The organism is Natrinema altunense (assembly GCF_000731985.1).
Classification (GTDB): domain Archaea; phylum Halobacteriota; class Halobacteria; order Halobacteriales; family Natrialbaceae; genus Natrinema; species Natrinema altunense.
In genome coordinates this window covers 38,688-63,045 of the sequence record NZ_JNCS01000006.1, presented here as the reverse complement: position 1 = coordinate 63,045, position 24,358 = coordinate 38,688, and the positions used below count along the sequence as shown (strand labels likewise).

At 65.9% G+C, this 24,358-nt stretch carries 22 protein-coding genes; 13 read left to right on the top strand and 9 right to left on the bottom strand.

Annotated elements, in window-relative coordinates; genetic code table 11:
• Positions 1–115: 115 nt before the first annotated feature.
• From ALTAJ2_RS12175 to cofG, 3 genes are all read left to right on the top strand, one after another.
• Positions 116–1,297, top strand: a complete 1,182-nt coding sequence (locus tag ALTAJ2_RS12175) for a tubulin/FtsZ family protein (protein WP_006185479.1) — start codon at positions 116–118, stop codon at positions 1,295–1,297.
• 154 nt (positions 1,298–1,451) lie between these two features.
• Positions 1,452–2,162, top strand: coding sequence for a 2-phospho-L-lactate guanylyltransferase (gene cofC / locus ALTAJ2_RS12170; RefSeq protein ID WP_007107876.1), 711 nt, complete (start codon positions 1,452–1,454; stop codon positions 2,160–2,162).
• A 68-nt stretch (positions 2,163–2,230) separates the two neighbouring features.
• Positions 2,231–3,409 (top strand): 7,8-didemethyl-8-hydroxy-5-deazariboflavin synthase subunit CofG, encoded by a 1,179-nt coding sequence (cofG, locus tag ALTAJ2_RS12165; RefSeq protein WP_007107877.1) that lies wholly within the window; start codon positions 2,231–2,233, stop codon positions 3,407–3,409.
• 92 nt (positions 3,410–3,501) lie between these two features.
• On the opposite strand, the gene ALTAJ2_RS19750 is transcribed toward cofG, so the two are convergent.
• The 3 genes from ALTAJ2_RS19750 to ALTAJ2_RS12155 all read right to left on the bottom strand — a co-directional run bounded on the left by ALTAJ2_RS19750 (position 3,502) and on the right by ALTAJ2_RS12155 (position 4,831).
• On the bottom strand, positions 3,502–3,672 hold the full coding sequence (locus ALTAJ2_RS19750; protein ID WP_007107878.1) for a hypothetical protein: 171 nt from the start codon (positions 3,670–3,672) through the stop codon (positions 3,502–3,504).
• Positions 3,673–3,870: 198 nt separating this feature from the next.
• A complete protein-coding gene (locus ALTAJ2_RS12160; protein WP_049899706.1) occupies positions 3,871–4,329 on the bottom strand; it encodes a nucleoside deaminase in 459 nt (152 codons plus the stop codon).
• 166 nt (positions 4,330–4,495) lie between these two features.
• Positions 4,496–4,831: a hypothetical protein gene (locus ALTAJ2_RS12155; RefSeq protein ID WP_049899696.1), complete on the bottom strand. Its 336-nt coding sequence runs from the start codon at positions 4,829–4,831 to the stop codon at positions 4,496–4,498.
• A gap of 239 nt (positions 4,832–5,070) precedes the next feature.
• On the opposite strand from ALTAJ2_RS12155, the gene ALTAJ2_RS12150 reads away from it, so the two are divergent.
• Positions 5,071–5,712 (top strand): cyclase family protein, encoded by a 642-nt coding sequence (locus tag ALTAJ2_RS12150; RefSeq protein ID WP_007107881.1) that lies wholly within the window; start codon positions 5,071–5,073, stop codon positions 5,710–5,712.
• Positions 5,713–5,914: 202 nt separating this feature from the next.
• A complete protein-coding gene (locus tag ALTAJ2_RS12145; protein WP_007107882.1) occupies positions 5,915–6,823 on the top strand; it encodes a cupredoxin domain-containing protein in 909 nt (302 codons plus the stop codon).
• A gap of 130 nt (positions 6,824–6,953) precedes the next feature.
• Here the strand turns inward: ALTAJ2_RS12145 and cofH are convergent, their stop codons facing one another.
• On the bottom strand, positions 6,954–8,333 hold the full coding sequence (gene cofH / locus ALTAJ2_RS12140; protein ID WP_007107883.1) for a 7,8-didemethyl-8-hydroxy-5-deazariboflavin synthase subunit CofH: 1,380 nt from the start codon (positions 8,331–8,333) through the stop codon (positions 6,954–6,956).
• Between the two features lie 354 nt (positions 8,334–8,687).
• Here cofH and ALTAJ2_RS12135 point away from each other — a divergent pair, with 354 nt between their 5' ends.
• The 5 genes from ALTAJ2_RS12135 (at position 8,688) to ALTAJ2_RS19745 (ending at position 11,822) form a co-directional block, all read left to right on the top strand.
• The gene (locus ALTAJ2_RS12135; RefSeq protein WP_007107884.1) at positions 8,688–9,752 is read left to right on the top strand and encodes a phosphoribosylaminoimidazolesuccinocarboxamide synthase; all 1,065 of its coding nucleotides are present in this window, start codon (positions 8,688–8,690) and stop codon (positions 9,750–9,752) included.
• Between the two features lie 135 nt (positions 9,753–9,887).
• Entirely contained in the window at positions 9,888–10,094 is a 207-nt protein-coding gene (locus ALTAJ2_RS12130) for a hypothetical protein (RefSeq protein WP_007107885.1), read from the top strand.
• 354 nt (positions 10,095–10,448) lie between these two features.
• A complete protein-coding gene (locus tag ALTAJ2_RS12125) occupies positions 10,449–11,249 on the top strand; it encodes a hypothetical protein (protein WP_007107886.1) in 801 nt (266 codons plus the stop codon).
• A 26-nt stretch (positions 11,250–11,275) separates the two neighbouring features.
• Entirely contained in the window at positions 11,276–11,416 is a 141-nt protein-coding gene (locus ALTAJ2_RS19460) for a hypothetical protein (RefSeq protein ID WP_160163673.1), read from the top strand.
• Between the two features lie 235 nt (positions 11,417–11,651).
• Positions 11,652–11,822 carry a DUF7576 family protein gene (locus ALTAJ2_RS19745; RefSeq protein ID WP_007107887.1) on the top strand — a complete coding sequence of 57 codons (171 nt, stop codon included), beginning with the start codon at positions 11,652–11,654 and terminating at the stop codon, positions 11,820–11,822.
• A gap of 300 nt (positions 11,823–12,122) precedes the next feature.
• Here the strand turns inward: ALTAJ2_RS19745 and ALTAJ2_RS12120 are convergent, their stop codons facing one another.
• A complete protein-coding gene (locus ALTAJ2_RS12120; protein WP_049899709.1) occupies positions 12,123–12,719 on the bottom strand; it encodes an HdeD family acid-resistance protein in 597 nt (198 codons plus the stop codon).
• 319 nt (positions 12,720–13,038) lie between these two features.
• Positions 13,039–14,790 carry an archaeosine synthase subunit alpha gene (gene arcS, locus ALTAJ2_RS12115; RefSeq protein WP_007107889.1) on the bottom strand — a complete coding sequence of 584 codons (1,752 nt, stop codon included), beginning with the start codon at positions 14,788–14,790 and terminating at the stop codon, positions 13,039–13,041.
• 214 nt (positions 14,791–15,004) lie between these two features.
• Here arcS and ALTAJ2_RS12110 point away from each other — a divergent pair, with 214 nt between their 5' ends.
• Positions 15,005–16,975: a hypothetical protein gene (locus ALTAJ2_RS12110; RefSeq protein WP_007107890.1), complete on the top strand. Its 1,971-nt coding sequence runs from the start codon at positions 15,005–15,007 to the stop codon at positions 16,973–16,975.
• Between the two features lie 197 nt (positions 16,976–17,172).
• Here ALTAJ2_RS12110 and ALTAJ2_RS12105 read toward each other — a convergent pair whose 3' ends face one another.
• A complete protein-coding gene (locus ALTAJ2_RS12105; protein ID WP_007107891.1) occupies positions 17,173–17,529 on the bottom strand; it encodes a TRAM domain-containing protein in 357 nt (118 codons plus the stop codon).
• Between the two features lie 152 nt (positions 17,530–17,681).
• On the opposite strand from ALTAJ2_RS12105, the gene ALTAJ2_RS12100 reads away from it, so the two are divergent.
• Positions 17,682–18,011: a HalOD1 output domain-containing protein gene (locus ALTAJ2_RS12100; RefSeq protein ID WP_007107892.1), complete on the top strand. Its 330-nt coding sequence runs from the start codon at positions 17,682–17,684 to the stop codon at positions 18,009–18,011.
• Between the two features lie 73 nt (positions 18,012–18,084).
• On the opposite strand, the gene tgtA is transcribed toward ALTAJ2_RS12100, so the two are convergent.
• The gene (gene tgtA / locus ALTAJ2_RS12095; RefSeq protein ID WP_007107893.1) at positions 18,085–19,560 is read right to left on the bottom strand and encodes a tRNA guanosine(15) transglycosylase TgtA; all 1,476 of its coding nucleotides are present in this window, start codon (positions 19,558–19,560) and stop codon (positions 18,085–18,087) included.
• A gap of 219 nt (positions 19,561–19,779) precedes the next feature.
• Here tgtA and ALTAJ2_RS12090 point away from each other — a divergent pair, with 219 nt between their 5' ends.
• A complete protein-coding gene (locus ALTAJ2_RS12090) occupies positions 19,780–20,880 on the top strand; it encodes an archaeosine biosynthesis radical SAM protein RaSEA (protein ID WP_007107894.1) in 1,101 nt (366 codons plus the stop codon).
• Between the two features lie 241 nt (positions 20,881–21,121).
• On the opposite strand, the gene ALTAJ2_RS12085 is transcribed toward ALTAJ2_RS12090, so the two are convergent.
• Complete coding sequence (locus ALTAJ2_RS12085) at positions 21,122–24,301, bottom strand: PAS domain S-box protein (RefSeq protein ID WP_007107895.1); 3,180 nt, start codon at positions 24,299–24,301, stop codon at positions 21,122–21,124.
• Between the last annotated feature and the right edge of the window lie 57 nt (positions 24,302–24,358).

The following is a 24,358-nucleotide window of genomic DNA, read 5'->3' as shown; positions in this document are numbered from 1 at the left end:
GGCTTCAATTCGGCCAGTTCGCCCCAATAGTGACGTAATAGAGACAGTCAGATTTGCACAAGATTTATATCCTCCATTGCACTGTTTCCAATCCAACGGAGCCCCCTGACAAACAATGAAGCTGGCGATGATCGGATTCGGACAGGCCGGTGGCAAAATCGTCGATCGGTTCCTCGATTACGACGATCGGACGGGTAGCGGAATCGTCCGGGCAGCGATCGCTGTCAACTCCGCGAAAGCGGACCTCATGGGTCTGGACAATATTCCACAGGAGAATCGCGTACTCATCGGCCAGGCCCGGGTCAAGGGCCACGGCGTGGGTGCTGACAACGAACTCGGCGCGGAAGTCGCCGAGGAGGACATCGACGAGGTCCAGAACGCGATCGATCAGATCCCGACCCACGAGGTCGACGCCTTCCTGATCGTGTCCGGAATGGGCGGCGGTACCGGATCGGGCGGTGCGCCGGTCCTCGCGAAACACCTCAAGCGGATCTACACGATCCCCGTCTACGGGCTCGGCGTCCTGCCGGGGACCGACGAAGGCGGGATCTACACGCTCAACGCGGCGCGTTCCTTCCAGACGTTCGTTCGCGAAGTCGACAACCTGCTCGTCTTCGACAACGACTCCTGGCGACAGACCGGCGAGTCCGTCGAGGGCGGTTACGAACAGATCAACGAGGAAATCGTCCGCCGCTTCGGTATCCTCTTCGGTGCCGGCGAGGTCGGCGACGGCCAAGAGGTCGCCGAGAGCGTCGTCGACTCCTCGGAGATCATCAACACGCTCTCGGGCGGCGGCGTCTCCACTGTCGGCTACGCCTCCGAGGAAGTCGAACTGAGTTCGGGCGGCGGGTTGCTCTCGCGGTTCACCGGCGACGACGGCGGGTCGGACGACGACTTAGACGCCGCGAACACGACCAACCGCATCACCAGTCTCGTCCGCAAGGCCGCGCTCGGCCGGCTCACCCTCCCCTGTGAGATCGAAGGCACCGAGCGCGCTCTGCTCGTGCTCTCCGGACCGCCGGAATACCTGAACCGGAAAGGCATCGAACGCGGCCGCAAGTGGCTCGAGGAGGAAACGGGCAGTATGGAAGTCCGCGGTGGCGACTTCCCCCGAGAGGAGCCCGAAGTGGCCGCGGCGATCCTGCTCTCGGGCGTGACGAACGTCCCCCGGATCAAGCGACTGCAGCAGGTCGCCATCGAGGCACAGGACAACATCGACGACATCCAACAGGAGAGCGAGGAGAACCTCGAGGAACTCGTCGAGGACGACGAGGACGAACTCGAGCCGCTGTTCTAGGCCGCCGTTCTTTCGATATTCGACGGCGCGAGCGACGCACTCGTGTCAGGGGGGGCACGACATCGGCCGCGGTTCGGCGAGCGGATCGCTCGCGGACGCCCGGTCCACTCCGACGTGCTTTTGAGCGCGCCCGAATTACCGCAACCAGATTCAGATGCGCGTCGTCGTCCCGTTCGCCGCCGAGACGCCGAAGACTCGCCTCGAGTCCGTCTTCTCCCCGGACGAGCGCTCGCGGTTTGCCCGCGCGATGCTCGTCGACGTGCTCCGCGTGATCGCCGACACCGGCCACGAGCCGACGGTCGTCTCGACCGCGCCGCTTGCGGTCGCCGACCTCGAGTTGCCGGAGGCGGTCGCCGCGGTCACGTCGGTCACGGTCGACGAGCGGCCGCTGACCGAAGCGGTCAACGCGCGGCTGCCGGGCGGCGACGGAGCGGCCGACGGGACCGGCACGGACGGCGACTCCGACTGCGACCCCGTCGCCGTCGTGATGGCCGACCTCGCGCTGGCGACCCCCGGCGCACTCGAGGGACTCCTGGCGACGGCGGCCGACGTCGCGATCGCACCGGGGCGTGGTGGCGGGACGAACGCGCTCGTCGTTCGCCACCCCGCGTTCCGCGCGGACTACCACGGCACCTCCTACCTCGACCACCGCGAGATCGCCCAGTCGGTCGGAGCCGACCTCGAGACGGTCGACTCGTTCCGGCTGGGAACCGACATCGACGAGCCGGCGGATCTGGTCGAAGTGCTCGTTCACGGGCGCGCGAGCGACCGCGCGCTCGCCTGCCTCCGCGAGTTCGGATTCGTCCTCGACGATCGGGACGGACGGGTCGGCGTCGCTCGTGAGGGCAATCGCGCGTCGGAGTGACGGCCGCTCGGGGCGACGGCCACCGCGAAGTGAAGGCCTTATGTGCCGAGCGACGACACTGGGAGGTAATGTTTCCCGGGGCGAGCGAGTACGGCGTCGATATCGCAGTCGACGACGCGGCCGTCGAGGACCTCCTGGAGGTCAGCCCGAACGACGTCGACGCACCGTCGGCGTTGACGTTTTCGCGCAACGTATTCATCCCGCTCACCACGGCCTGTCGCTACACCTGTACCTACTGTACCTACTTCGATCCGCCGGGACAGGCCACCCTACTCTCGCTCGAGGAGGTCCGCGAGATCTGTCGGCGCGGGGCCGATGCGGGCTGTACGGAGGCGCTGTTTACCTTCGGTGACGACCCCGACGAGCGCTACACCGAGATTCACGCCCAGCTCGCCGAGTGGGGCCACGACTCGATTCACACCTACCTGCGCGAAGCCTGCGAGGTCGCGCTCGAGGAGGGATTGCTCCCCCACGCGAATCCGGGCGACCAGACCCGCGAGCAGATGGCCGCCGTCGCGGACGTCAACGCCAGCATGGGCGTGATGCTCGAGACGACCGCCGAGGTCGGGGCCCACGCCGGGCCGCGGCGGAAGATCCCCGGCCAGCGGCTACGGACGCTGCAAAACGCGGGCGAGTTGGACGTGGCCTTCACGACCGGGATTCTGGTTGGCATCGGCGAGAACTGGCGCGACCGCGCGGAGAGCCTGCTGGCGATCCGCGAACTCCACGAGCGTTACGATCACATCCAGGAGGTGATCGTCCAGCCCGTCGTGGAGAACGAACGCTGGGCCGACGGCTCGCCCGATCTCGCGACGATGCGACAGGTGACGGCGATGGCCCGCGCCGCCCTGCCGGAGGAAGTCTCGGTACAGGTGCCGCCGAACCTCACCCCCGCGACGGAGCTGATCGACTGCGGCGTCGACGACCTGGGCGGCGTCTCACCGGTCACCGACGACCACATCAACCCCGACTACACGTGGCCCGCGCTCAGGGAACTCGAGGAGATCGCCGCGTCAGCGGCGCTCCCGCTCGAGGAGCGGCTCCCGGTCTACGAGCGGTTCCTGCCGCCCGTGTTGCGCACGGGCGGCTTCGACGGGCGGGTCGCCGACGGTGCGGGGAGCGGCGGGTCGGACGGGAGTCGCGACTGGATTTCATCGACCATCCGGAACGCGCTCGCGGCCGACGACTCGGCGGGCGAGCGCTATCGGGCAGTGCTTCGGGACGGGACGGCGACGGTCACACACTGAGCAGTCCGCGTCCGGTCGGGTACCGATCGGACTGGTCTCGAGAGCCGACGGCCCGCGAGGATCGCCGATCGAACCCGCGACCGCTGTGCAACTCAGTAGAAGAGGAGAAGGATCGGAATGAGCAGCGGCGAGAGAATGAGCAACGTAATGATGCCGAGCGGAACGAGCGCCGGCGGTAAAAGGGATAGTATCAGTAGTCCGAGGATGCAAATCAGGAGTCCGATGATAGCGTTGAGGCGGCGGATCACTCCATCGTCTGCCATTAACTAATCCTCAGCGCAGAGGTATAAAAGCGATCGGATAGCAAACAATTACTCCACGGGCAGGTTGAACTCGTCCTCGGAGAGATTGGCTGTTGATATTGGCGCCTGCGACACGACCGCGGGTGTCGACAGCGGAACCCGAGTCGGTTATTCACCCCACTCGCGTCCGAGCGGGCCGTTCGACGCTCTGCCTCGCGGCTACGGCGACCAGTACGCCTCGTGGACCGCTAGTCCCGCATCCTCAAGTACGGGTCCCTCGACCGTCGTCTCGCCGCCGGCCCGGTCGACGATCTCCTCGCAGGGGATTTCGATCACGCCGTCGTCCCGGTGGGCCGCGAGCGAATCGACGGACACGCTGTAGACGACCCGACCGATCCCCGCGTAGACGATCGCGCTCGCACACATGGGACACGGCTCGGTGCTGGTGTACATCGTACACGCCGCGCGCTCGCTCGACTCGAGTTCGCTGGCGGCCCACCGGGCCAGTTTGAACTCCGGATGCGCCGAGATGTCGTCGTCGGTGAGCGTGGTGTTCTCGGCCGTCCGGACGATCTCGTCGTCGACGACGAGCAGGGAACCGAAGGGCGTGTTGCCGCCGTCGACCGCCGATTCGGCGAGGTCGATCGCGCGTCGAACGTAAGCGTCGTCGGTCGCCATACCGACCGCTTCCGTCGCCGGCACCGAAACGCTTCCCCTCGCTCGAGCGCGACTCCGTTCCGTCCGCTCCGGCGAACGGAGCGGCCGTCTCCCCGTATCGACACGTCGGCGAAAATAAATCAGCAGGTGTGCCAGGTGGTGTCTCCGCGCCGCGTGTTCCGGTTCCTCAGCAGGGTTCGATGCCCGAAATAACCTCCCGAACGTCGACGTAGCCGTCCTCGAGAGAGGGGTCCCTCCAGTCGACCAGGACGCGACCCTCGTCGAGACAGAGCGCCTCGATCGTCCCGGCCGTACTCGCGGGAACGATGAACCCCGAGTTACTGGTACAGGACTCATAAACGACGACTCGGCTCGGCAGTCGCAGACAGTCACCGACCGACACGTCCGCGGGCGAGGCCCGATCGGCCGCCGCAGTCCCGGTCATCGCGACGGTCGCGGCAGCAGCACCGGCGGTTGCTTTCAGGGCTTTGCGACGGGACATGGATGGTTGGTCGTCTGCCATGCGAACGATAATCCAATGCATAAACTAATAAAATTGCGCACTAATCGTATAGTGAACTAGTAATCGGCGAGACGGCTCTTACACCTGTTGCGGGGAATCGCTCGCTCGTTGCCACGGCGGTGGGAGTCCGCAACCGGTTCGTGGCCGCAGTCAGCCGTCGGCCGCAACGGCCACCAGTCGAGCGCGGGAGCGCCTCGAGAGCGCACAGCGTTATCCGCCTCGAGCGACGGATACCGCGTATGCACGTCGACCTCAGCCATCCGATCGAGACCGGGATGCAGACGTATCCCGACGATCCCGCGGTCACCGTCCGACGACACGCGACCCACGACGACCACGGCGTCCGCGTCGACGCCCTCGAGTGCGGCAGTCACACCGGCACCCACGTCGACGCACCCGTCCACGTCGACCCGGACGGGACGCCCCTCGACGCGTACCCGCTCGAGCGGTTCGTCTTCGACGCCGTCCGGATCGATTGCCGCGATTTCGCGGCCCGCGAGCCGATTCCCGCTGCTCGAGTGCCGGCCGTCGACGCCGATCTCGCGGTGTTCTGGACCGGCTGGGACGCCCACTGGGGGACCGAGCGGTACCTCGAACACCCCTACCTCTTGCCGGCGGCGGCCGCGGCCTGCGTCGACCGCGGGTTCGACGTGGCCGTCGACACGCTCAACCCCGATCCGACGCCGACGGACAGCGCCGCGGAGGACGAGCCCGCGGGGTTCCAGGCGCACCACACGCTGCTCGGCAACGAGCGATTGATCCTCGAGAACTTGACAGGCCTCGCCGCGGCGGGGGACCGGTTCGAACTCCGGGCCTATCCGCTGGCCCTCGGAAACGACGGCGCACCGGTCCGGGCCGTCGCGATCGACGAATCGGAGTAGTGCCGTCGCTCCGGCGCGGGGTCTCACGGCCCCGCCGAAATAGGCTGTCATTACCGTACGCTGAACGACAGCCCTCAATTCGACGCCGTTCACGCCACGACGTGCCGGATCTGCCCTCGTAGTGGAACGAAACGATCGCGGCGCTATATGCCGTCCTCGAGTGAGGGGGTCGATGCAGTCGAAACACTCGAGGTGTACTAGGATGACGCCACCCGACGAGGAGAGACCGGAGGAATCGCTCGACGAATCGATGGACCGCCTGCTCGACGCCGGGCGGCGACCGCTGCTGAAAGCGCTGGGGGCGGGAGTGACGGTCTCCGTTGGCAGTGGCGTCGCAGCCGCTCGGAGCGATGCTGCAGCCGACTCGAGCGGGGCCGGCGATACCGGGTCGGACGCGGCAGCGCTCGATCCGCAGTACGGCTTTGCGACGCCGGACGCCGACACCGTTCCCGAGGAACTCGCCCCCGATCATATCGTCGATCTCCACTCCGATATGCCCGCAGACCCGGCGAACCCCGACCGTCCGCCGTTCTTCCACTTCGAGCCGAGTGGCATTCACGTCGCCCCTGGCGATGTCGTCCAGTTCACGGCCACGGCACCCGACCACACGATTACGGCCTATCACCCCGCTCAAGGATTCCAGCGTCGTGTTCCCGACGGGGTGCCGCCGTTTTCGTCGCCGGTACTCAACGTCGGCGGGGCCTGGCTCTACGAGTTTGCCAACCCGGGCGTCTACGACGTTTACTGTGGCTCACACCACGTGTTCGGGATGAGTATGCGCCTCGTCGTCGGCGATCTCGCGGCCGAGAGCGTGCCGGACTACGAGGAGACGTTCGAGGGCAGCGACGACCCGCCCCTCCTCCCCCCGTTCAGCCCGGCGTTCCTCGAGCACGAACTCAACGCGATCAGCGATGCCAACGAGGACTGTGACTGGCCCTGGCTAACACCACAGGAGGTCCTCGACGCCCCAGCACTCGATCCGATGGGGATTCAGGAGCGAGGGGCCGTGTCGTTCGTGGACGTACTCGCCGATATCGATCGCTTCGCTGAGGTGGGGCCACTCCACGACGACACCGATAACGGGGCATCGGCCGTCGATAGTAGCCGTTGACCGTCACCGGACGCCCGATCGCGCGACCGCTGTGCGATCGAGACACCCAGAGCGGGGTGACTGCTTCCGGGCGGTCGTTGGACCGCGTTCCACAGAACGAGATACCGACTGACGTTCGAGGGTCGACCGGTCAATCGTCAGCCGGGGTGACGCGCGCGTCACGCTCCTCGAGGGTCAAAAGCGGCGTCCCGTCGGCCTTCGGCCCGAGCCGGGGACCGAACGGTGGCTCGTCGGGATCGATGACCCGGTGCGTCTCGTAGTCGGTCGAGCGCTCGACGGGCACGCGGCCGATCGACGAAATCATCTCGACGTAGTCCGCGAACGAGCGGAACTCGCCGTAGCCGCCGCCGGCGCGCTTGGTGATCTCCTCGGAGAGGATCGTCCCCATGTAATCGTCGGCCCCACACGAGAGCATCTTCAGCCCCTGCTCGTCGCCGTACTTGACCCACGAGGCCTGAATGTGGTCGATATTGTCGAGGAACAGCCTCGAGACGGCGATCATCAGTTCGTCCTCGTGCCTGCTCGCTCCACCCGAGACGACGTCGTGTTCGAACAACGGGGTGTTCTGGTGGATAAAGGAAAGCGGCACGAACTCGGTAATGTTGCCGGTCCGGTCCTGCAAGTCCCGAATGCGCTGCAGATGCATCGCACGGTGAGCCTCGTTCTCGACGTGACCGTACATGATCGTCGCCGTCATCCCGAGACCGACGTTCGCGGCGGCCTCCATGGCCTCGAGCCAGCCGTCCGTGCTGATTTTGCCGGGACAGATCACCTCGCGGACCTCCTCGACGAGGATTTCGGCCGCGGTGCCGGGAACGGTGTCGAGTCCCGCGTCTTGCAGCCGCCGGTAGATCTCCTCGTAGGACCAGTCGGTCCCTCGCCGGGCGTGGTAGGCCTCTTCGGGCGTCATCGAGTGGACGTGGACCCCGTCGACGCTCATCGCCGACACCTGCTCCGTGTAGGTGCCGGGGCTGGTGTCGTAGACCTCGGGCGGCTTGTAGTTGACCGCCTTGGGGTTGGGATGGTCGTCGAGGATCTCCCGATGCTCGTCGTCGAGCGCGAACGCGGGGTGGAGACCCGAGACCGAGGTCACCTCGTAGATGCCCCGCTCGACCGCGTCGGCGACGATCTCGCGGGATTCGGCGGGCGTCTTCGTGAACCCGGCCGTTTCGATCTCCGTGTCGCTCTCGAAGGTGTGGGCGGCGTCCTTGAAGTTACAGAAGAGACAGCCCACGTTACACGCCGTCGTGACGTTGTTGTTCAGGTTCGCGACGAAGGTGACCTCCTCGCCGACCTGCTCGGCGCGGCGGTGATCGGCCGCCTCGAGCACGCGGTCCTTGCGTTTCCGGTCGATGCCCTCACCGTCCGTCCCCGTCGTGAATAACTCGATGGCGTCGTCGACGGTGAGTCGATCGCCGTCGCGCGCCTTCGCCAGTGCGTTCTCGAAGGACTGGTCGGTCTCGGGAACGTGATCAAACGTGAGGTCGGCCTCGGTCACCGGTCGCTCCATCGACGTAACGATGCCCGTACAGCGAGAAAAGGGTGATGGATCCGGACCCAACCCCGTCCGAATCGGCCGCGTCGAGACTTGCCGCTACCGATGACGCGATCCAGGGCGGCGTCGCCAGCAACAATCGGCTCGACCCGAACTGATCCGGTCCGACGATGTCGATCGTCGCCTCGCTTCGGCCCGCGGGGACGGTCACGGCTGCCGGCCGCCGACCGGATATTGAAACCTTCTTACGCTCCGGCCACGGCAACTGGGGTATGAGCGACGGGGGCGAACACGTCCTGAGGTGTCTCGCGTGACGCTACGCACAGCGAAGCCGTTCGAACGTCACGGACCCCACACGAGGTGGGTGCGATGACCAGCGTCAAGCAGTTCCGCATCGAGTCGGAAGCGACCGCCGAGGAACTGGGCCGCGGCGCGTTCGTCTTCACCGACGACTACTCGGTGTTCGACTGGGGGAAGATGCCCGATCAGATCCCCCTGAAGGGGGCGAGCCTCTGTACGATGGGCGCGTTCAATTTCGAACTGCTCGAGAGCGAGGGCGTCCCGACCCACTACCGCGGTGTTGTCGAGCGTAGCTCGACAGACCGTCGGACTTCGTCCGACGACGACGTGGAAAACGGCGACGTCGTCGCCCTCGCGGACGCCTCCCACCCGCCCCGGGAGATGGCCATCGACCTCACGCAGGTGCCCGACCTCCCACACGAGGGCCGCGAATACGATTACGACAGCTATCACGAGGCCGCCGCCGAGAACTACCTGATTCCCCTCGAGATCGTCTTCCGAAACCGGGTCCCCGTCGGCTCGAGCCTGCGGCGGCGGACCGAGCCGGCCGATCACGGCCTCGCGTTCGGGAGTTGGCCCGAGGAGGCCGTCGACCTCGACGAGCCGATCGTCGAGTTCTCCACGAAATACGAGAAGGGCGACCGCTACCTCACCCGCGAGGAGGCCGATTCGATCGCCGGGAAGGCGGCGATCGAAGACCTCGAGTCGCTGGCCCGCGAGGTCAACCGGGTCGTGACCGAGCAGGCGGATTCGGCCGGGCTGATCCACCAGGACGGCAAGATCGAGTGTTGTTACTATCGTGGCGAACTCCGGGTCGCCGACGTCGTCGGTACCTTCGACGAGAACCGCTTCAGCTACGAGGGAACGCAGCTCTCGAAGGAGGTGCTGCGCCAGTACCACAAGCGTACTCAGCCCGACTGGGTCCGGGCCGTCAACGCTGCGAAGGCCGAAGCGAAACAAGCGAACGTCGCCGACTGGAAGTCTCTTTGTGATAAAGAACCAGAGCCGCTGTCGGAGTCGGTCCTCGAGACCGCCAGCGAACTGTACTGTGCCGGGGCCAATGCCTACACCGGCCGGGACCTGTTCGATGCGCCGCCGCTCTCGAGCGCGATCGGCGCGGTCCAGCGGCTGTAGCGACCCCACCGGGCCGGAGACCGGAACGAGCGGGGTCGACCCGGACAGTGATCCGTTGCCTGATATCGTTTCACAACCCCGATCGAACAAGGTAACCCTCATATTGGGGGCCTCGCTACGTTCGACCGACCGCAAATGAGCCTCGCCACCAGCGGAGTCACAGCGGGAATCGTCCTGTTCAACCTCACGTCCGGGATCGCAGCCGCTGCGAGCGTCATGCTGTCGCTGTTCGTGCTCGTGGTCGTCCTGTTTGCCGTCGCGCCGCTGTTCTCGTCGACGTGGATCGGCCAGCAGGACGTGACGGCAGCCGCCGCGTCCCACAGTGAGTCGAGCGACGACTGACCCTACCGTCCCCGTCCGCATCCCCGTTCATCCGGGTCGAAAACGACGCAACGGACCGGTTTCCACTTGCCCCGCCGAGCGACCGCCGAAGCGGCAGTTACGGCGTCCGTCCCGTTCCGGTACGCGACCGGTCGGGAACCCGTCCCTCGAGCGACGACGTCTCGGTCGGCGGGCTCAGAGGGGGCTCGCGCAGCCGGTTCCAACTATCGCGTCGGTACCGGCAGTACCGGCTGGTCACGTATTCTCGACCGGACGGGGTGTTCCCGGCCGTTCAGCGCGTCTCCATAGCGTTAGCCGGCGTTACGAGTTACGCGGCCGATAACGTTCATTGCGGTCGCCACGCTACGTCGGCGTATGCCCTCCGAGCGACATCGAACGCACCGCCTCGAGTGTGAGGGCTTCGCCGCGGAGTTCCGGGCTCTGCTCGATCGGATTGTCGCCGACACGACGGCTGCGATCGTCTGGCTTCGCGAAGACGAGCAGCGGATCGAACCGGACGGGACCGACTGTCGGCGGACGTGGACCGCCGTTCGCGATCGGTTCGAACGGGTTCCCGAGAGGGATCGGGACGAGGCCACTGCGTGGCGCGTTTCGACGACGACCGAACGGGACCGGGAAGCGTTGTTCGATCTGGTCGCGCTCACGGACGGCGTCGCCGGAGCCCACTTCGTGTATCGACTCACCCTCCACGCCGACGGAACGCCCGTGCTCGAGGCGATCCCGCATCACGCGGCTGCCGAGATCGATGCGACGCTGGTCGGCGCCGACATTCACCCGGGCGAAATCGTCGGACTGGAGGGCCACGATGCGTGTGTGGTTCCGACGGAAACCCGCTTCGAGTGGGTCGCCGAGGACCGCCGATGGAAGATACGGGGCGGTTCGCTCTGCGTCGAGGCGCTCGATGGGCGGCAAGCGAGTTGTTACGGACTGACGACCCTCGAGCGGGCGACGAGAATCGACGACGGAACGGTGCTCGCCCTCGCCTGGGAACCGGGGGAGCTATCGGACGATGTCGTCGGGAAATTCCTCTCGTGGATCATGACCAAACTGTATCGGCCGCCGACGGCGGTGCCCTGCGAGACGGTCGATCGGGCAACGGCAATCAGGGCGTATCTACAGGAGTTGCTCGCGGCGTACGACGGGCGAACGATCTAGACCGATTCGCTTCGTATCGGAACGGGGTGCTCCGACGTGGACGCGACGAGCACGAGTCGATCGGGGAGATGCCCGCCGTCTCGAGGAACGTGGAGCGGTACAAGACGGGACCGATCGTCGTCGCGAGCGGATCGAAACGACGGGAGACGGCGTCGCCGCGGTCGTAGCAACACGAGTTACCACGCCCTCCCCAGCCGATTCGTTCGCGCCTCGCGGCGCTCACTCATCCCTCGCGCAAGTTCGTCGCGCGGTTCGCCGCTGCGGCGAACCGCGCCACGGCGCGCGCCACCATGTGACGCCACGTGACGCCGCATACTCGGCTGCCCGAACCGGTTCGGGTAGCCGTGGCCGAATCCGCCGCAATGAATTCGTTCAAGTGGGTCTCGGACGACCTGTCATCCGATGACTGATTCGACGGACGAGGATTCGCCCGAGTGTCGACAGTGCGGGAGCCCCGTGGGGTCGTCTTCCGAACAGCGCGTCGTGACGACGGTCGAAGAGGGGACGGCCGTCCACCGCCACTTCTGTAGCGACGACTGCCGCGAGCAGTGGGTGTCGTCGAACGCCGCCTGATCGGCTCTCACACACCGCGCCGTCGGTAGTATCGTCGCCGACCGTCCGTGACCCGTTCTCGAGTCCCAAGTCGACCGTCCCGAACGGCCGTGCTCCCGATCCGAACAGTCACTCGCGTGCGCCGCGGATCGGTGACTCCGACAGCCGAAGTAGCGACGTGAAACGACGATCGACGCGCCCCTCCGGGGCGGCAACAGGGTCTCCCGTCGACCGGCGTAGTTGACGACGCCGAGCAGTATCGGGGACGGTGACGGCTACCGACGGAAGACGGATGGTTCGAACGACGGGGCAAAAAAGAACTCACGCACCGCGAGGTTTGGTCGCGGCGGGGGACACGTCGTCGATCGGTCGGGCAGCCACGGCGACGGTCATCATCGAGAGACCGGACACGAGGAGGTTCGCGCCCACCAAGAGGCCGATCGCCCAGGCTGCGGTCGCCGGAAAGCCAACCCAGAGGAATCCGGCCAGAACGATCGCGATGCCGCCGCTGACGGCAACGGAGGTCCGTCCGGTGGACGGGGGCATCCGCATCGCCGTCGCGAGTTCGGTGACGCCGTGGACGGCCAGATACGCCACGAGTACCAAGGTCAGGGTGACGAGCGCGACGACAGGTGCCGCGAGCACGGCCAGTCCGGCGAGTACCGAGACGAGCGCGAGCGCCAACTGCCAACTCGACCGACGCCAGCCCTGCGCGGCGAACGCGTGGACGCCGTGGACGACGCCGCCCGCGACGAGAAGCACGCCGAGCAAGAGCGAGACCGAGAGGCCGGTAATCACCGGTGCAGCCATCGCGAACAACCCGATCAGGCCGACGATCCCACCCGCGATCGCGAGCGTACGCCAGTCGTTCTCGAGGGAGTAGCCGTCCGATTCGTTGCTGTGGTTTGATGTGGTCATTTGAATCTCCGATTCAGTGTACGACATGTGAGTATATATAACTACTATACGATTTGACAGTCTGTATCGATCCCCGACGGGTCAGCGATCGGCCATACCGCGCCTCGAGCGAGCCACGTGGCTCGCTCGGGGCGAACGCGTCCGACCGACAGCATGTGCTTTCGAAACGCTGAGTGATTTCGAGCGCCGACGGGGAGGTGTGCCTAGTTCGGCGATTCCGGGCCGCCGCGATCGGCGCGAGTGTGAGCTCTGTGGCCAACGCGTTCCGACGGCGACGTACCGCGAGCACCTGCTCAAGGAGTGTCCGGGGGAGTAGGCGCTACGTCTCCTCGACGTGGCGGATCTCGCAGGCGATACCGCGCGTGCTCTCGGCCATTTCGCGGCCGAACATCTCGGCGCGGCCGACGGCGAAAGCCTTCGGTCCCTCGACGACGACTTCGTCGCCGACGCGGATGTCCTCGTCGGCGTCGACGACGCCCGGGGCGAGCACGCTGCCGTGGGGAACGAAGCCGTCGATCTCGACGCGCTTCGTCGGTGCATCGCTCTCGAGCCAGCGACGTGCGCCCGCAAGCGTGAACGAGAGCGTCCCGTACTGAGGCACCATCGTCGCGAGTTGCGTATCGTCGGGGTCGCGGACCTGGATCTTGGGATAGCGACTGGTCGTCTGAATGTTCGCGAAGAGGTCGTCGCCGGCCCCATCGCCGAGCAGGTAGTCCGCGATCGCGCGGACGGTGTTGTGCTCGCGCTCGCGTTTGGAGTACTTCAGTTCGCCGGACAGGGCGCTCGAGAGGTTCGCGAGCGATTCGTCGTCGGTCGGATGGTCGGCGACCGTGTAGGTAACGTCGAGGGCGAGTCGCTCCTCGACGCGCTCGACGATGTCGCGGTAGCCCTCGTCGGGGACGTGGGCGATGATTTCCGGATACTCGTTGCGCTCGAGGTACCGCCCCAGGACCTCGCTTACGAACTGCTTTTCGTCCTCGGACCAGCGACCCGTGACCACGGTATCGTAGTGTTGGGCGGGATAGGTCGTCTCGAGTTCCTGCGGGACGACGCCGATCGGTGAGGTCATCGAAACGAGGTGGGCACGCCACTGGATGGCGTCGTGGAACTGGCGGTGGCTCTGGGACTCGCTGTACGGCTTGGCGGCCGAACAGGGGACGAGTACGAGCGGGTTTCGGAACCGATTCCGGTACCGTGTAGTCACCCGATCGGCGAAGCGCTGGATCTCCACCCGACGGATGGTGTCCGCGGTCGCGGCGTCGATCCGGGCGTCCCGCAGAATCGGCGTCCGTTCCTCGAGATACCCCCACTGATCGTCGAGTTCGCGCATCGCGGCGGTGAGCCACTGGTCGTGGCGGGCCTGTCCCTCGACGTAATCCCGGAGCCGCCCGTCCCGAATCCGGCGGCGGACGATCGCCAGTTCGGACTCGAGGGCGGAGACGTTGTGTTCGGCACAATCGGCGCGCGTAAACTCCTCGCGAGGTTGCTGGCAGGCCGGACACGAGCAGGGAAGTTCGTCGAGATCCTCGAGGAAGTACGCCTCGTCGGTCGTGAGATAGCGACCTTCGGTCCCTTTCACGGCGGCCGCGGTGCCATCGAACAGATCGACGCCGGCGTAGGCCAACAGGGCGACGTTCCGCGGTGTCGCGACCCCGGAGAACAGCAGAGCGGTGTCGGTTGGAATCGCCTCGCGGACGTCGACGACGGCCTCGACGAGCGCCGCACCGTGTCCCATCGCGGACTGGACGTCCGAGAGGGCGTACGCGTCCGTCCCCTGGGGGGCGACGGTCTCGCTCGAGACGACCGCGACGCTCGGGTAGTCGACGTCTGGAGCGTCGACGGCGAACGATTCCTGTACCTCCGCGGGCGTACCGCCGGGGAACGCCCGATGGGGGAGGACGGTGAGTTGCGAGTCGTCGCCCGCGGGACGTTCGCGGTCCCCGCTCCAGAGCGAGCCCGCGTCCTCGAGGACATCGTCGACGAGTGCGGGCGTCGTCAGCGGCGAGGAGAGACGAAGTTCGCCCACGCGCGCGGCCCCGTCGCGCTCGTGTACTTCGAAATAGTCGGTCATACTCGATATGACCGTGGCGAGCGAAAGAGGTTGTCGATAGCGAGTGATCACAGTCGATCCCAGTACCGTTCCAGAATCGTGACTGTTGAGGGCTGTATTCCTCGATTTCCGAAAGCGAATCCATCGGGGGATGTTTTGGAAAATTAATCTTTATACGGGAGCAGTTGGAAGTACGACTATGGAACCGGACAGCAGACCAGACTCGAGACGGCGATTGAAGAGCGGCGGGCGAGCGTTCCTCGTCGTTCTTCTCGTTGCAGCCGTCGGTATCGCGACGATCGGACTGCCGGCGATCTACGGCGGTTCGACGACGACCGCCGAAGCGACGGAATCACCCGTCGAATCGTACGAAACGGTCTCGCAGGCCGAATCGGACCTCGATCCGGCCGACGAGGTGTACCTCCGCGACGACGGCAGCGCCGTCCTCCGCTACGACGACAACGAATCGGACGTCAACCAGGTCGATCTGGGAATGGACGCCAGTGAGGGACTGGTCCACATGCTGGTCGCGGACGACCTCGATGACGAGATGCAAAACGAGGAGTTCGAGTCGGCGAACTTCTCTGCGATCCTCGACCAGCAGGGTTTCGCCGGGAACGGCTCCCTCGTCATGCAGCAGCCGGACGAGGTCACGGACCTCTCCGTCGACGTCTCCGGTGAGATCTCCGACGAACGGAACCAGATCGACGCGACCGCGACCGGAACGTTCGAAAGCGAGGCCGCGACCACCGGCGAGGCCACCACCAGCGGACACGTGACTGCCACCGCCGACACATTCGAGACGGCAGGCTCCGTCTCCGTCGACTCCGGGTCGATGTCCGCCGGTGACGACACGTCCATGAACGTGTCTCTCGAGGACACGAGCGACGGATACACCATCGACGTGGCTCAGGAACGGAGCGTTCCCGACTTCAGCGCCGAGCAGTGGGAGACTCGAAAGGCGGCCAAGCAGACCCTCCAAGAGCAGTACGGTGCGATCGCGACGCAGATGGGCGGAACGAGCGACATCCAGATCAACGAGTACGAGTTCGAGGAGCGCTCCACCGGTAACCACCGGCTCACGATCGACGTTACGGTCGAGTACACCGGCATCGACGCGGGGATCGAGGAACAGCTCGCGACGTCCCTGGCGAACGATGACACGTCCGATCTGAGCCAATCGGAAGCCGAGAAGATCGCGGCCAACATCACCGAACTCGAGATCGAGACCTTCGAGTTCACGATGAGCCAGAGCGACGGAACGATCGATGTCGAGTGGGAGATCGCGCTCGCGAACTACGACGAACTCACCATCGCGATGCTCGATCTGGCCGAATCGACGGACATGAACGGTACGATTCCGCAGGAGGACATCGACAACGCCCGCGCTGCGATCGACGCACAGCAGAAGGCGGATCTCACGTGGGAGATGCAGTGGGACGCGTCGGTCGAGCAAACCAGCGGTAACGAACTCACGCTCGACGCCGAACTCACGAGCGAAACCGAAAACTGGAAGGACTACATCGCCGAGCTCAAGGCGAACGATATCAAGACGCCGAACGACGTCGTGTTCGATCTGACGGCCGAAACCGACGGCGACCAGCTCGCCGTCGACGGACAGTTCGAGGTCGAGAGCAAGGACCTCGCCGGGAAGGCGATCGACGCGATGGCCGAGTCCGCTCGGAGCGGTCCCACCGGCTCGTCGAACGCACAGAGCGACCAGTTCCTCACGGCGCTCTCCGAATCCGACCTCCAGGTCGCCCGTATCGACGGCAGCATCACCGGTGACTCGGTGCGAGTCGAAGCGGGCGCGAAGTTCGACAACATGAGCAAGGTCACCGAGACGTTCAGCGACACCGTCTCGATTAGCGGCGTCGCAACCGAATCCGACGGGAACACCACGTCCATGTACGTCTACGTCGACGACATGGGTGATGTCGATACCGCCTCGGCGACCAAGTCCGACATCGAACACCTCGGCGTGGTCGATTCCGAGACGACCGTCCATCAGGCGGGCGACTGGGACACGGAGTTCCCCGAAGCCGACACTGACAGCATGCGCAGCTATCTCGGTCTCAACGCGGAGGACAGCGAACAAGCGGAAGGCGAGAACGATTCCGATAGCGTGCCCGGCTTCGGGCTCGGCGTCGGCCTCGCTGCAGTCGCCGGACTGCTCACGACGCTCGTCCTTCGACGACGCGAGTAACGCACCGAAATCCGACTGAGCGCAGTCGACTCCGTTCCGACTCGTTTTTTGACACTATCGAGACGACAGTCGGCGGCGAGTCGATAAGCCTCCCCGCCCGCGTTTCGGGTGTCCGGGGCAATCGTGAGTGCTGACCGGCGATCGAAACGCGGTGCGTTGATGACGACGGCCGAGGGAAACCGACCGCCACGGGTCAGCTACACGGTCTCGAGGTGGGTCGCCGTCGCCGACGTGTGGCCGCGATTGAACGAGAGGATCTTGATCCGGATCACGTCGGTCACCTCGCAAGCGTCAGGGACGTCTTCGACGAAGACGACGAACCCTTCGACCTTGCCGACCGCCCGCCGCTCACCGGAGTGGTGGTCGCTGAATTCGCGGATCGCGACTTCCTCGACGTCGCCGATATCGACCGGCGGGTCGCGTTCCTGGGCATCCCTGTGACGGGACCGGGACCGCCGTTCGTCCGCGGAGCCCCCGCGAACGCGTTTGAACAGCCACGAGACGAGTACGAGCGCAACGAGGACGCCACCGCCGACTACTGCTGGGCCGAGCATACCGCAACCGGACGGCGCCTGGGTCTTCGATGTTCCGATCCGGGCGAGATGCCGGCGACGGCCCGCGAGCGTGAGACGGCCGACGAGAGGGAAACGACCGTCTGAGACGGGTTCGAGGCGGAACGGTCGATAGCCTTTTACTCATTCGAGCGATGGGATACGTCGTGAATGATTCATTCAGCGGGTCATTTGACGGGGTCAACGGGTCGGTGAGCAGTGCCGTCATTGCTGCGGTCGCGACACATCGCGAGACGGACCCGACCCGACTGCCGCCGCTCTACGAGTGGATCGATCCGGACGCGCTGGACGCGCTTTTCGCGCCCGCCCGGAGCGGTCCCCGCAGCGGTCGACTCGAGTTTACCTACGACGGCCACGCGATCGCGGTGGACTGTACCGACGGCGTCTCGGTCTCGGTCGACGGCTCGGCGGTCGTCGAGTCGATCCCGATCGGCTCCGAGAGCGCGACGCGGACCGACGCGTAACTGACGGCTCCGCTGTGGCACCCGCCGGACCGCGCGACGAGGGCCGATTTTCCACGGAAGACGACGGCCCCGATCAGTTCGCGGTGAGATCAACCAGCGCGACGGCGTCGGGAACGCGATCGAGGACGGCCGCCGGCCATCCCTCGTGGGCGAGGGTGAACGTCGTCTCCGGGTTCGTCACGACGAGGCTGGCGACGCCGTCGGCCGCGGCTTCGAGGGCGGCTCGATCGGTTCGGGCGGGGACTTCCGCGGTGAGCGGGTAGCTCTTCGACAGCGCGCGCGGGAAGGGACCGAACGGCGGTTCGACGCGCCAGGAGTCGTCGAACTCGTCGCTCCGCGGCGCGTTCCCCTCCGTGAGAAGGAGGTCGTCCGGGACGGACAGCCGCTCGAGGCGCTGGTGGTGTCGGACGACTTCGGGGCGACGAGCGCTCTCGTGGGAGGTATAGAAGAACGAACCCTTCGAGACGGGATCGCTCCGCTCGAGTTGGGCGGCGTGATCGAGCAGTGTGCGGTAGCCGTCGAGCATCGTCGGATGGGAGCGGGCGCGCTGTTCGACGAGTTCGAGCAGATCACCCGTCCGGATAGCCTGCTTGATCCGGCGGATCTCGGCGAAGGTGACGTGGAGGTTGTGAGCGGCCAGTTCGGATTCGCGCTCGGCGTCGGGCAGGGCGCGAAGCTCGTCCGGCGAGTGTGCGGTACAGACGGCACAGGAACAGGGGAGGTACTCGAGGTCGTCGAGCGCACGGGTGCCACGAACCGTGAGATAGCGGTCGTCGCGGGCGTACAACGCGTAGGCAGCCGAGTCGAACAGGTCACAGCCCATCGCGACGGCGAGGGCGAACATCATGGGGTGGCCGGCACCGAAGAGGTGGACGGGTGCGTCGGCCCCCAGGCCGCGCTTGGCCGCGGCGACGACGTCGATCATATCGTCGTACCGGTAGTCGTTCATCAGCGGCACGACCGCGCCGATCGGGAAGACATCGAGATCCGTGTCGTCGGCGTGGCGACCGGCCCGCTCGCGGAGGTCCGGATAGGTCGACCCCTGAACGGGCGCGCTGACGAGCATCTCGCCCGTGTCGGCGGCTTCGGCGACCTCGAGTCGGTCCTGCGTGGTCTCGAGATCCGCCGCTGCGCGCTCACGGGAGACGTCCGGCGGGGTCGGGATGTCGACGGGTGTGGCGATATCGGAGCCGATCTCGCGCTGGAAGGCGAGGATCTCCTCCGTCGTGACGTCGATCTCGCCGTACTCCGAGAGTTGGAAGGAGCCGGAGTCGGTCATGATCGCGCCCGGGAAATCGAGCAGGTCGTGGAGGCCCTCCTCGAGCGCGCGTTCGCGGAGGTCGTCGTCGCCGTGGATGATATAGGAGTTCGTGATGAGGATTTCCGCGCCGAACTCGTCGGCGAGTCGGCGAGGGCTGATCGTATCCAGATTCGGATTGATAACCGGGAGCAAGGCCGGGGTTTCGACGGTCGTGCCGGCACGCGGAACGGTGAGTTCCCCGATGCGGCCGCCGGCGTCGGTGTCCCGGACTTCGAAGGACTCGCGCATTGCCCTCCCGTTGGACCGTCGGACGTAAGACGTGACGGTTTTCGTCCGCCCGATCGTCGACGCCCTGACGCGCGTTCTATCCGTAGCCCGCCCCCATCACGACGCTTGACGGGCCGGCACCCCTCGAGACGGCGGGGTGAAAGTACGGCCGCAGTTCCGGAACCGCCCACACGGGGGGAGACGAAGGCGCTTTACGCTCCGGGCCGCTTTCGTCCCCTAATGAGTAAACCCACGCCCGACGTCTACGAGCAGGGCAAGGGCATGGACGCCCACAATCAGGCGATGCGGGAGATCCGTTCCCGCAAGGAGGCCAGCTACGATCCCCACGAGCCGACCCGCGTCTGGCTCGACGAGGATAACACCCCCGACGGCGTCAAATCGAGTTTGACGATCATCCTGAACACCGGCGGCTGTCGGTGGGCCCGCGCCGGCGGCTGTACGATGTGTGGCTACGTCGCCGAAAGCGTCGACGGCGGCTCCGTCTCCCACGAGGCCCTGATGGACCAGATCGACGTCTGTCTCGCCCACGAGGACGAGAACGCCGACGAGCCCGCCGCACTCATCAAGATCTACACCTCCGGCTCGTTCCTCGACGAGCGCGAGGTCAGCGCCGAGAGTCGCCGAGCGATCGCCGACACCTTCGCCGACCGCGACCGCATGGTCGTCGAGTCGCTCCCCGACTTCGTCGACCGCGAGAAGATCGCCGACTTCACCCAGCACGGTCTCGACACCGACGTCGCGATCGGCCTCGAGACGGCGACCGACCGCGTGCGCCACGACTGCGTGAACAAGTACTTCGACTTCGCGGACTTCGAGGCCGCCTGTGCGGAAGCCGCGGCCGCCGACGAAGATGCGGGTGCCGACGCGGAGGCCGGCATCAAGGCCTACCTGCTGATGAAACCCCCCTTCCTCACGGAGGCCGAAGCCGTCGACGACATGATCTCGTCGATCGAGCGCTGTGCCGCTGTCGAGGGCTGTCACACCGTCTCGATGAATCCGTGTAACGTCCAGCGGTACACGATGGTCGACGATCTCTACTTCGAGGACGGCTACCGGCCGCCGTGGCTCTGGTCGGTCGCCCACGTCTTGACTGAAACCGCTGACACCGACGCCATCGTCGTCTCGGACCCCGTCGGGCACGGCTCCGACCGCGGTCCGCACAACTGTCAGGAGTGTGATGACCTCGTCCAGAAGGCGATCAAGGACTTCGACCTGCGTCAGGACCCGACAGTCTTCGAGCAGGTCTCCTGTGAGTGTGAACTGACCTGGGAAACGGTCATCGAGCGCGAGCGGAGCTTCAACCAGCCGCTGACCCGGTAAGCCGCTTCGTCCGCCGACGATCACGCGGGAACCGGGGCGACCGACGGGACTGCGAGCTGACACTGATCCTCACGGCATGCCTATCGATAACAGGGTGCTGGAGCGATCTCGAGCCAGCCGTCTCGGTCGCCATCGGCTTCTCGGTAGTCGCCGTTCCGGAGCCCGCGATCGCCGTACTGGATACGGGGTCGTGCCCCTGGACGGGAGCCAGATCTTCTACGAGAGGGAGGCTACAAACGGACTAATCGCCGGTCGCCGGTTCGTCTGACGCCGACCGGACCGACTCCGCGTCGGCGCGCGGAATCGAGAGCGTCACGACGGTCCCTCGCGGTTCGTTGTCACGGAAGGAGAGCCGACCGCCGGCCTGGGTAACGACCCAGTTGACGAGCCAGAGACCGAGCCCGCTCGCGTGGCGGAGTTGCGTGATTTCCCGGTCGCCCTCGAGTAGTTCTCGTTCTTCGGGGGGGATGCCGGGGCCGTCGTCGGCGATTGCCAACGTTAGTTCCTCCTTGTCCGGCCGGTCACACACCGTCACGTCGACGGTCGGTTGCGCTCGGTCGTTGTGTTCGACGGCGTTCTCGAGCACCTGAAAGACGGCCGTCCGAAGGTACTTGTCGGCGCGAGCGAAGGCCCCGTCCGGCAGCGAGCAGGTGACCTCGACCTCGGGATGGGTGTTCTCGAGGCGGGCGACCGCCCTTTCGACGGCCTCGGTGAGATCGACGGGGCCGGCCGCGACCGTCTCACGGTCGAGGACGCGTTCGACGGTCCGGGTCTTCTCCGCGAGTCCGATGAGTTCGCTCGTCCGGTTCTGGATGGTCTCGACGTACTCGCTGTCGTCGTCGTCGACCGCGTCCACGAGCATCTCCGCACAGCCGTTGATGATGTTCATGCCGTTGCGCAGGTCGTGGCGGAGGACCCGATTGAGTATCTCGAGGCGTTTCTGCCGCTGTTTCTGGGCGGTGATATCGGTATAGAGCCCGAAGCCGCGATCCGACGACCCGTCCATCTCCATCGGGACGACCCGCAGCCGGAAATCGCGCAAGCCGTCCGCGGTTTGGCGTTTGACCTCCGCCTCGCCGATCTCACCGCGGTTGCCCCGGCGATTGAGGGTATCGGACTCGGCCCGCCGATCGGGCGGCACGATGACCTCGTCGAGCGACGTTCCGGCGAGGTCCGCCTCATCGTAGCCGAAGATCCGTTCGAACGCCGGGTTGACGTCCTCGACGATCGGGCCGTCCTCGAGTTGGCTAACGCTGACGACGGCGTCGGGAACGTTTTCGAACAACGCCGCGAACCGGTCGCGTTCGGCTCGAAGTCGCTCCTCGAACGCGATCCGGTCGAGAGAATCCGTAACGTGTGACAATAACAGTTCCGTCAGTTCCTCGTCGGCCGCGGAAAACGCGTCGGGCTCGGACGAAACGGCCTGAAACACGCCGTGATCGCCGATCGAAACGCTCAGGACCGACCGGCAGTTGTCGATACGGGCCGTGATCCCGTCGTCCGACTCGGTCTCGTCGACGCGGGAGGGTCGTCGCGACCGATACGTCCGCCCGGCGATCCCCTCGTCGAACGGGCGTCGCTCCCCGTGGTCGATATCGAGACCGGACGACGCGGCTTCCGTCACGATAGACCCGCCACAAATCCTGTCGACGAAACAGCGATCGAAGCCGAGGACGTCTTCGGCCGCCTCGACGGCCACGTCGTAGATCGCCTCCCGGCTCTCACAGTCTTCGAGCCGAGAGGCGACGGTGTGGAGGCCCTCGATTTTCGCCTTTCGATCGACCAGTTCTCGCTCCATTCGCTTGCGATCGCTGATGTCGCGGGCAATACCGACGGTGCCTTCGATCTCGCCGTCGGATCGCAACAGCGCCATACTGACTTCGGCGGGAACTCGTTCGCCGTCGGCCCCGGTCAGCGTGACTTCGCACGTCGCGGTACGCTGTTCGTCGTCGACCGTGAGTTCCCGGACGCGTCGTCGTCCGCGTTCGGCGCTCTCGTCGGTGAGTATCCGCGAGACGTGCTCGCCGAGGAGTTCGTCCCGTTCGTATCCGGTCTTGTCTTTCATCCCGTCGTTGACCTCGACGAACCGGCCGTCGCGGTCGAGTTGGTAAACGCAGTCCCCGACCGTCTCGACGACCGTCTTCGTCCGCTCGAGTTCGCGATCGCGTGCCGCTCGGTCGAGCGCGGCCTCGGCGGTCGTCGCGAGAACGTGGATCAGGTGGAATTCGGCATCGCTGAGTTCGTTCGACCCGATCGAGGCGACCGACAACATGCCGTGATCACCGAGCGGCTGGAGGAGTGAGTTCCCAACGTCGATCTCGATCTCGTACGGTAGTCGGTCGCACGAGACGTTCTCGACGACGGTCGGTTCGCTGTCGGTGTAGGCGTCCCAGAGGGTGGAGCCATCCGACCCGATCGGCGGAATCTCGTCAGTATTGACGTCGAGCAACGACGTCGTCCCGGCGAGTTCGAGGGTCTCGCTATCATCGTCGTAGAACCGGATCGCGCCGAGCGGTCGATCGATCACGTCTTCCGCCGCCGCCATCACGATGTCGGCGATTTCGTCGGTCGACTCGGCCCGCAGTAGCTCTCGAGTCGTTTCCTGGAGTGCCTCGAGCGCGTTCGTGCGCTTGCGCTCGGCGGTCACGTCCCGGACGAACGACAGCACGCTGCTGACCGCTCCATCGTCGTCGACCAGCGGCGTGTTCAACCACTCGCAGGTGACCGCCGTCCCGTCCTTGCGGACGTTCGAGTCGATCCGGCAGAACGACCCGCCATCGGGTTCGTTGTCGGCGATCCGCTCTCGCAACTCCAGGACGGTGTCGCGGTCGGAGTCCGGAACGATCAGGTCGACGGCGGATTCGCCGATCGCCTCCTCGGCTGTGTACCCGAACAGGTCGGCCGCGGCCGGATTCCAGTTGCGGACTTCGTACTCGAGCGTCCACTCGATGACCGCGAGCGGCGACTGTTCGATGAGCGACTCGAGTCGGTCAGAGTCGCCGTCCGCCGACGATGCGGGGGCGTCCGCGAGCGCGGAGCGGGCATCGGGTGCCGGATCCTCGAGTAACGCGTCCAGCCGATCGACGAGCGTCTCGACCCCCTCCGAACGGGGGACGTAGCCGTCCGCCCCCGCCGCGACGACTGCACCCGCGAGCCGTTCGCTTCCGTCGCGGGGAAAGACGGCGATCGGGACCGCGGACCAGCGGTCTCGAATCAGCCGACAGCAATCGACGGGGTCGGCGTCCGAACGTGCGCTCGCCGCGATCACGACGCCGTCGACGGTCGGGAATCGCTCGAGGCACGCATCGGCCGTCCGAACCGACTCGGTCGACATGCCGTGCTCTTCGAGAGCGCGTGCCACGTTCGCGGCGTCTTCGCCGACGACGACGACTCGAGCGGGTGGTCCGGTGGTCGTGCCCATTCCCCTGTATTCCGGTCGGCTTCAACGAACCCGTCCCATATGACTGTTCCACTCAGT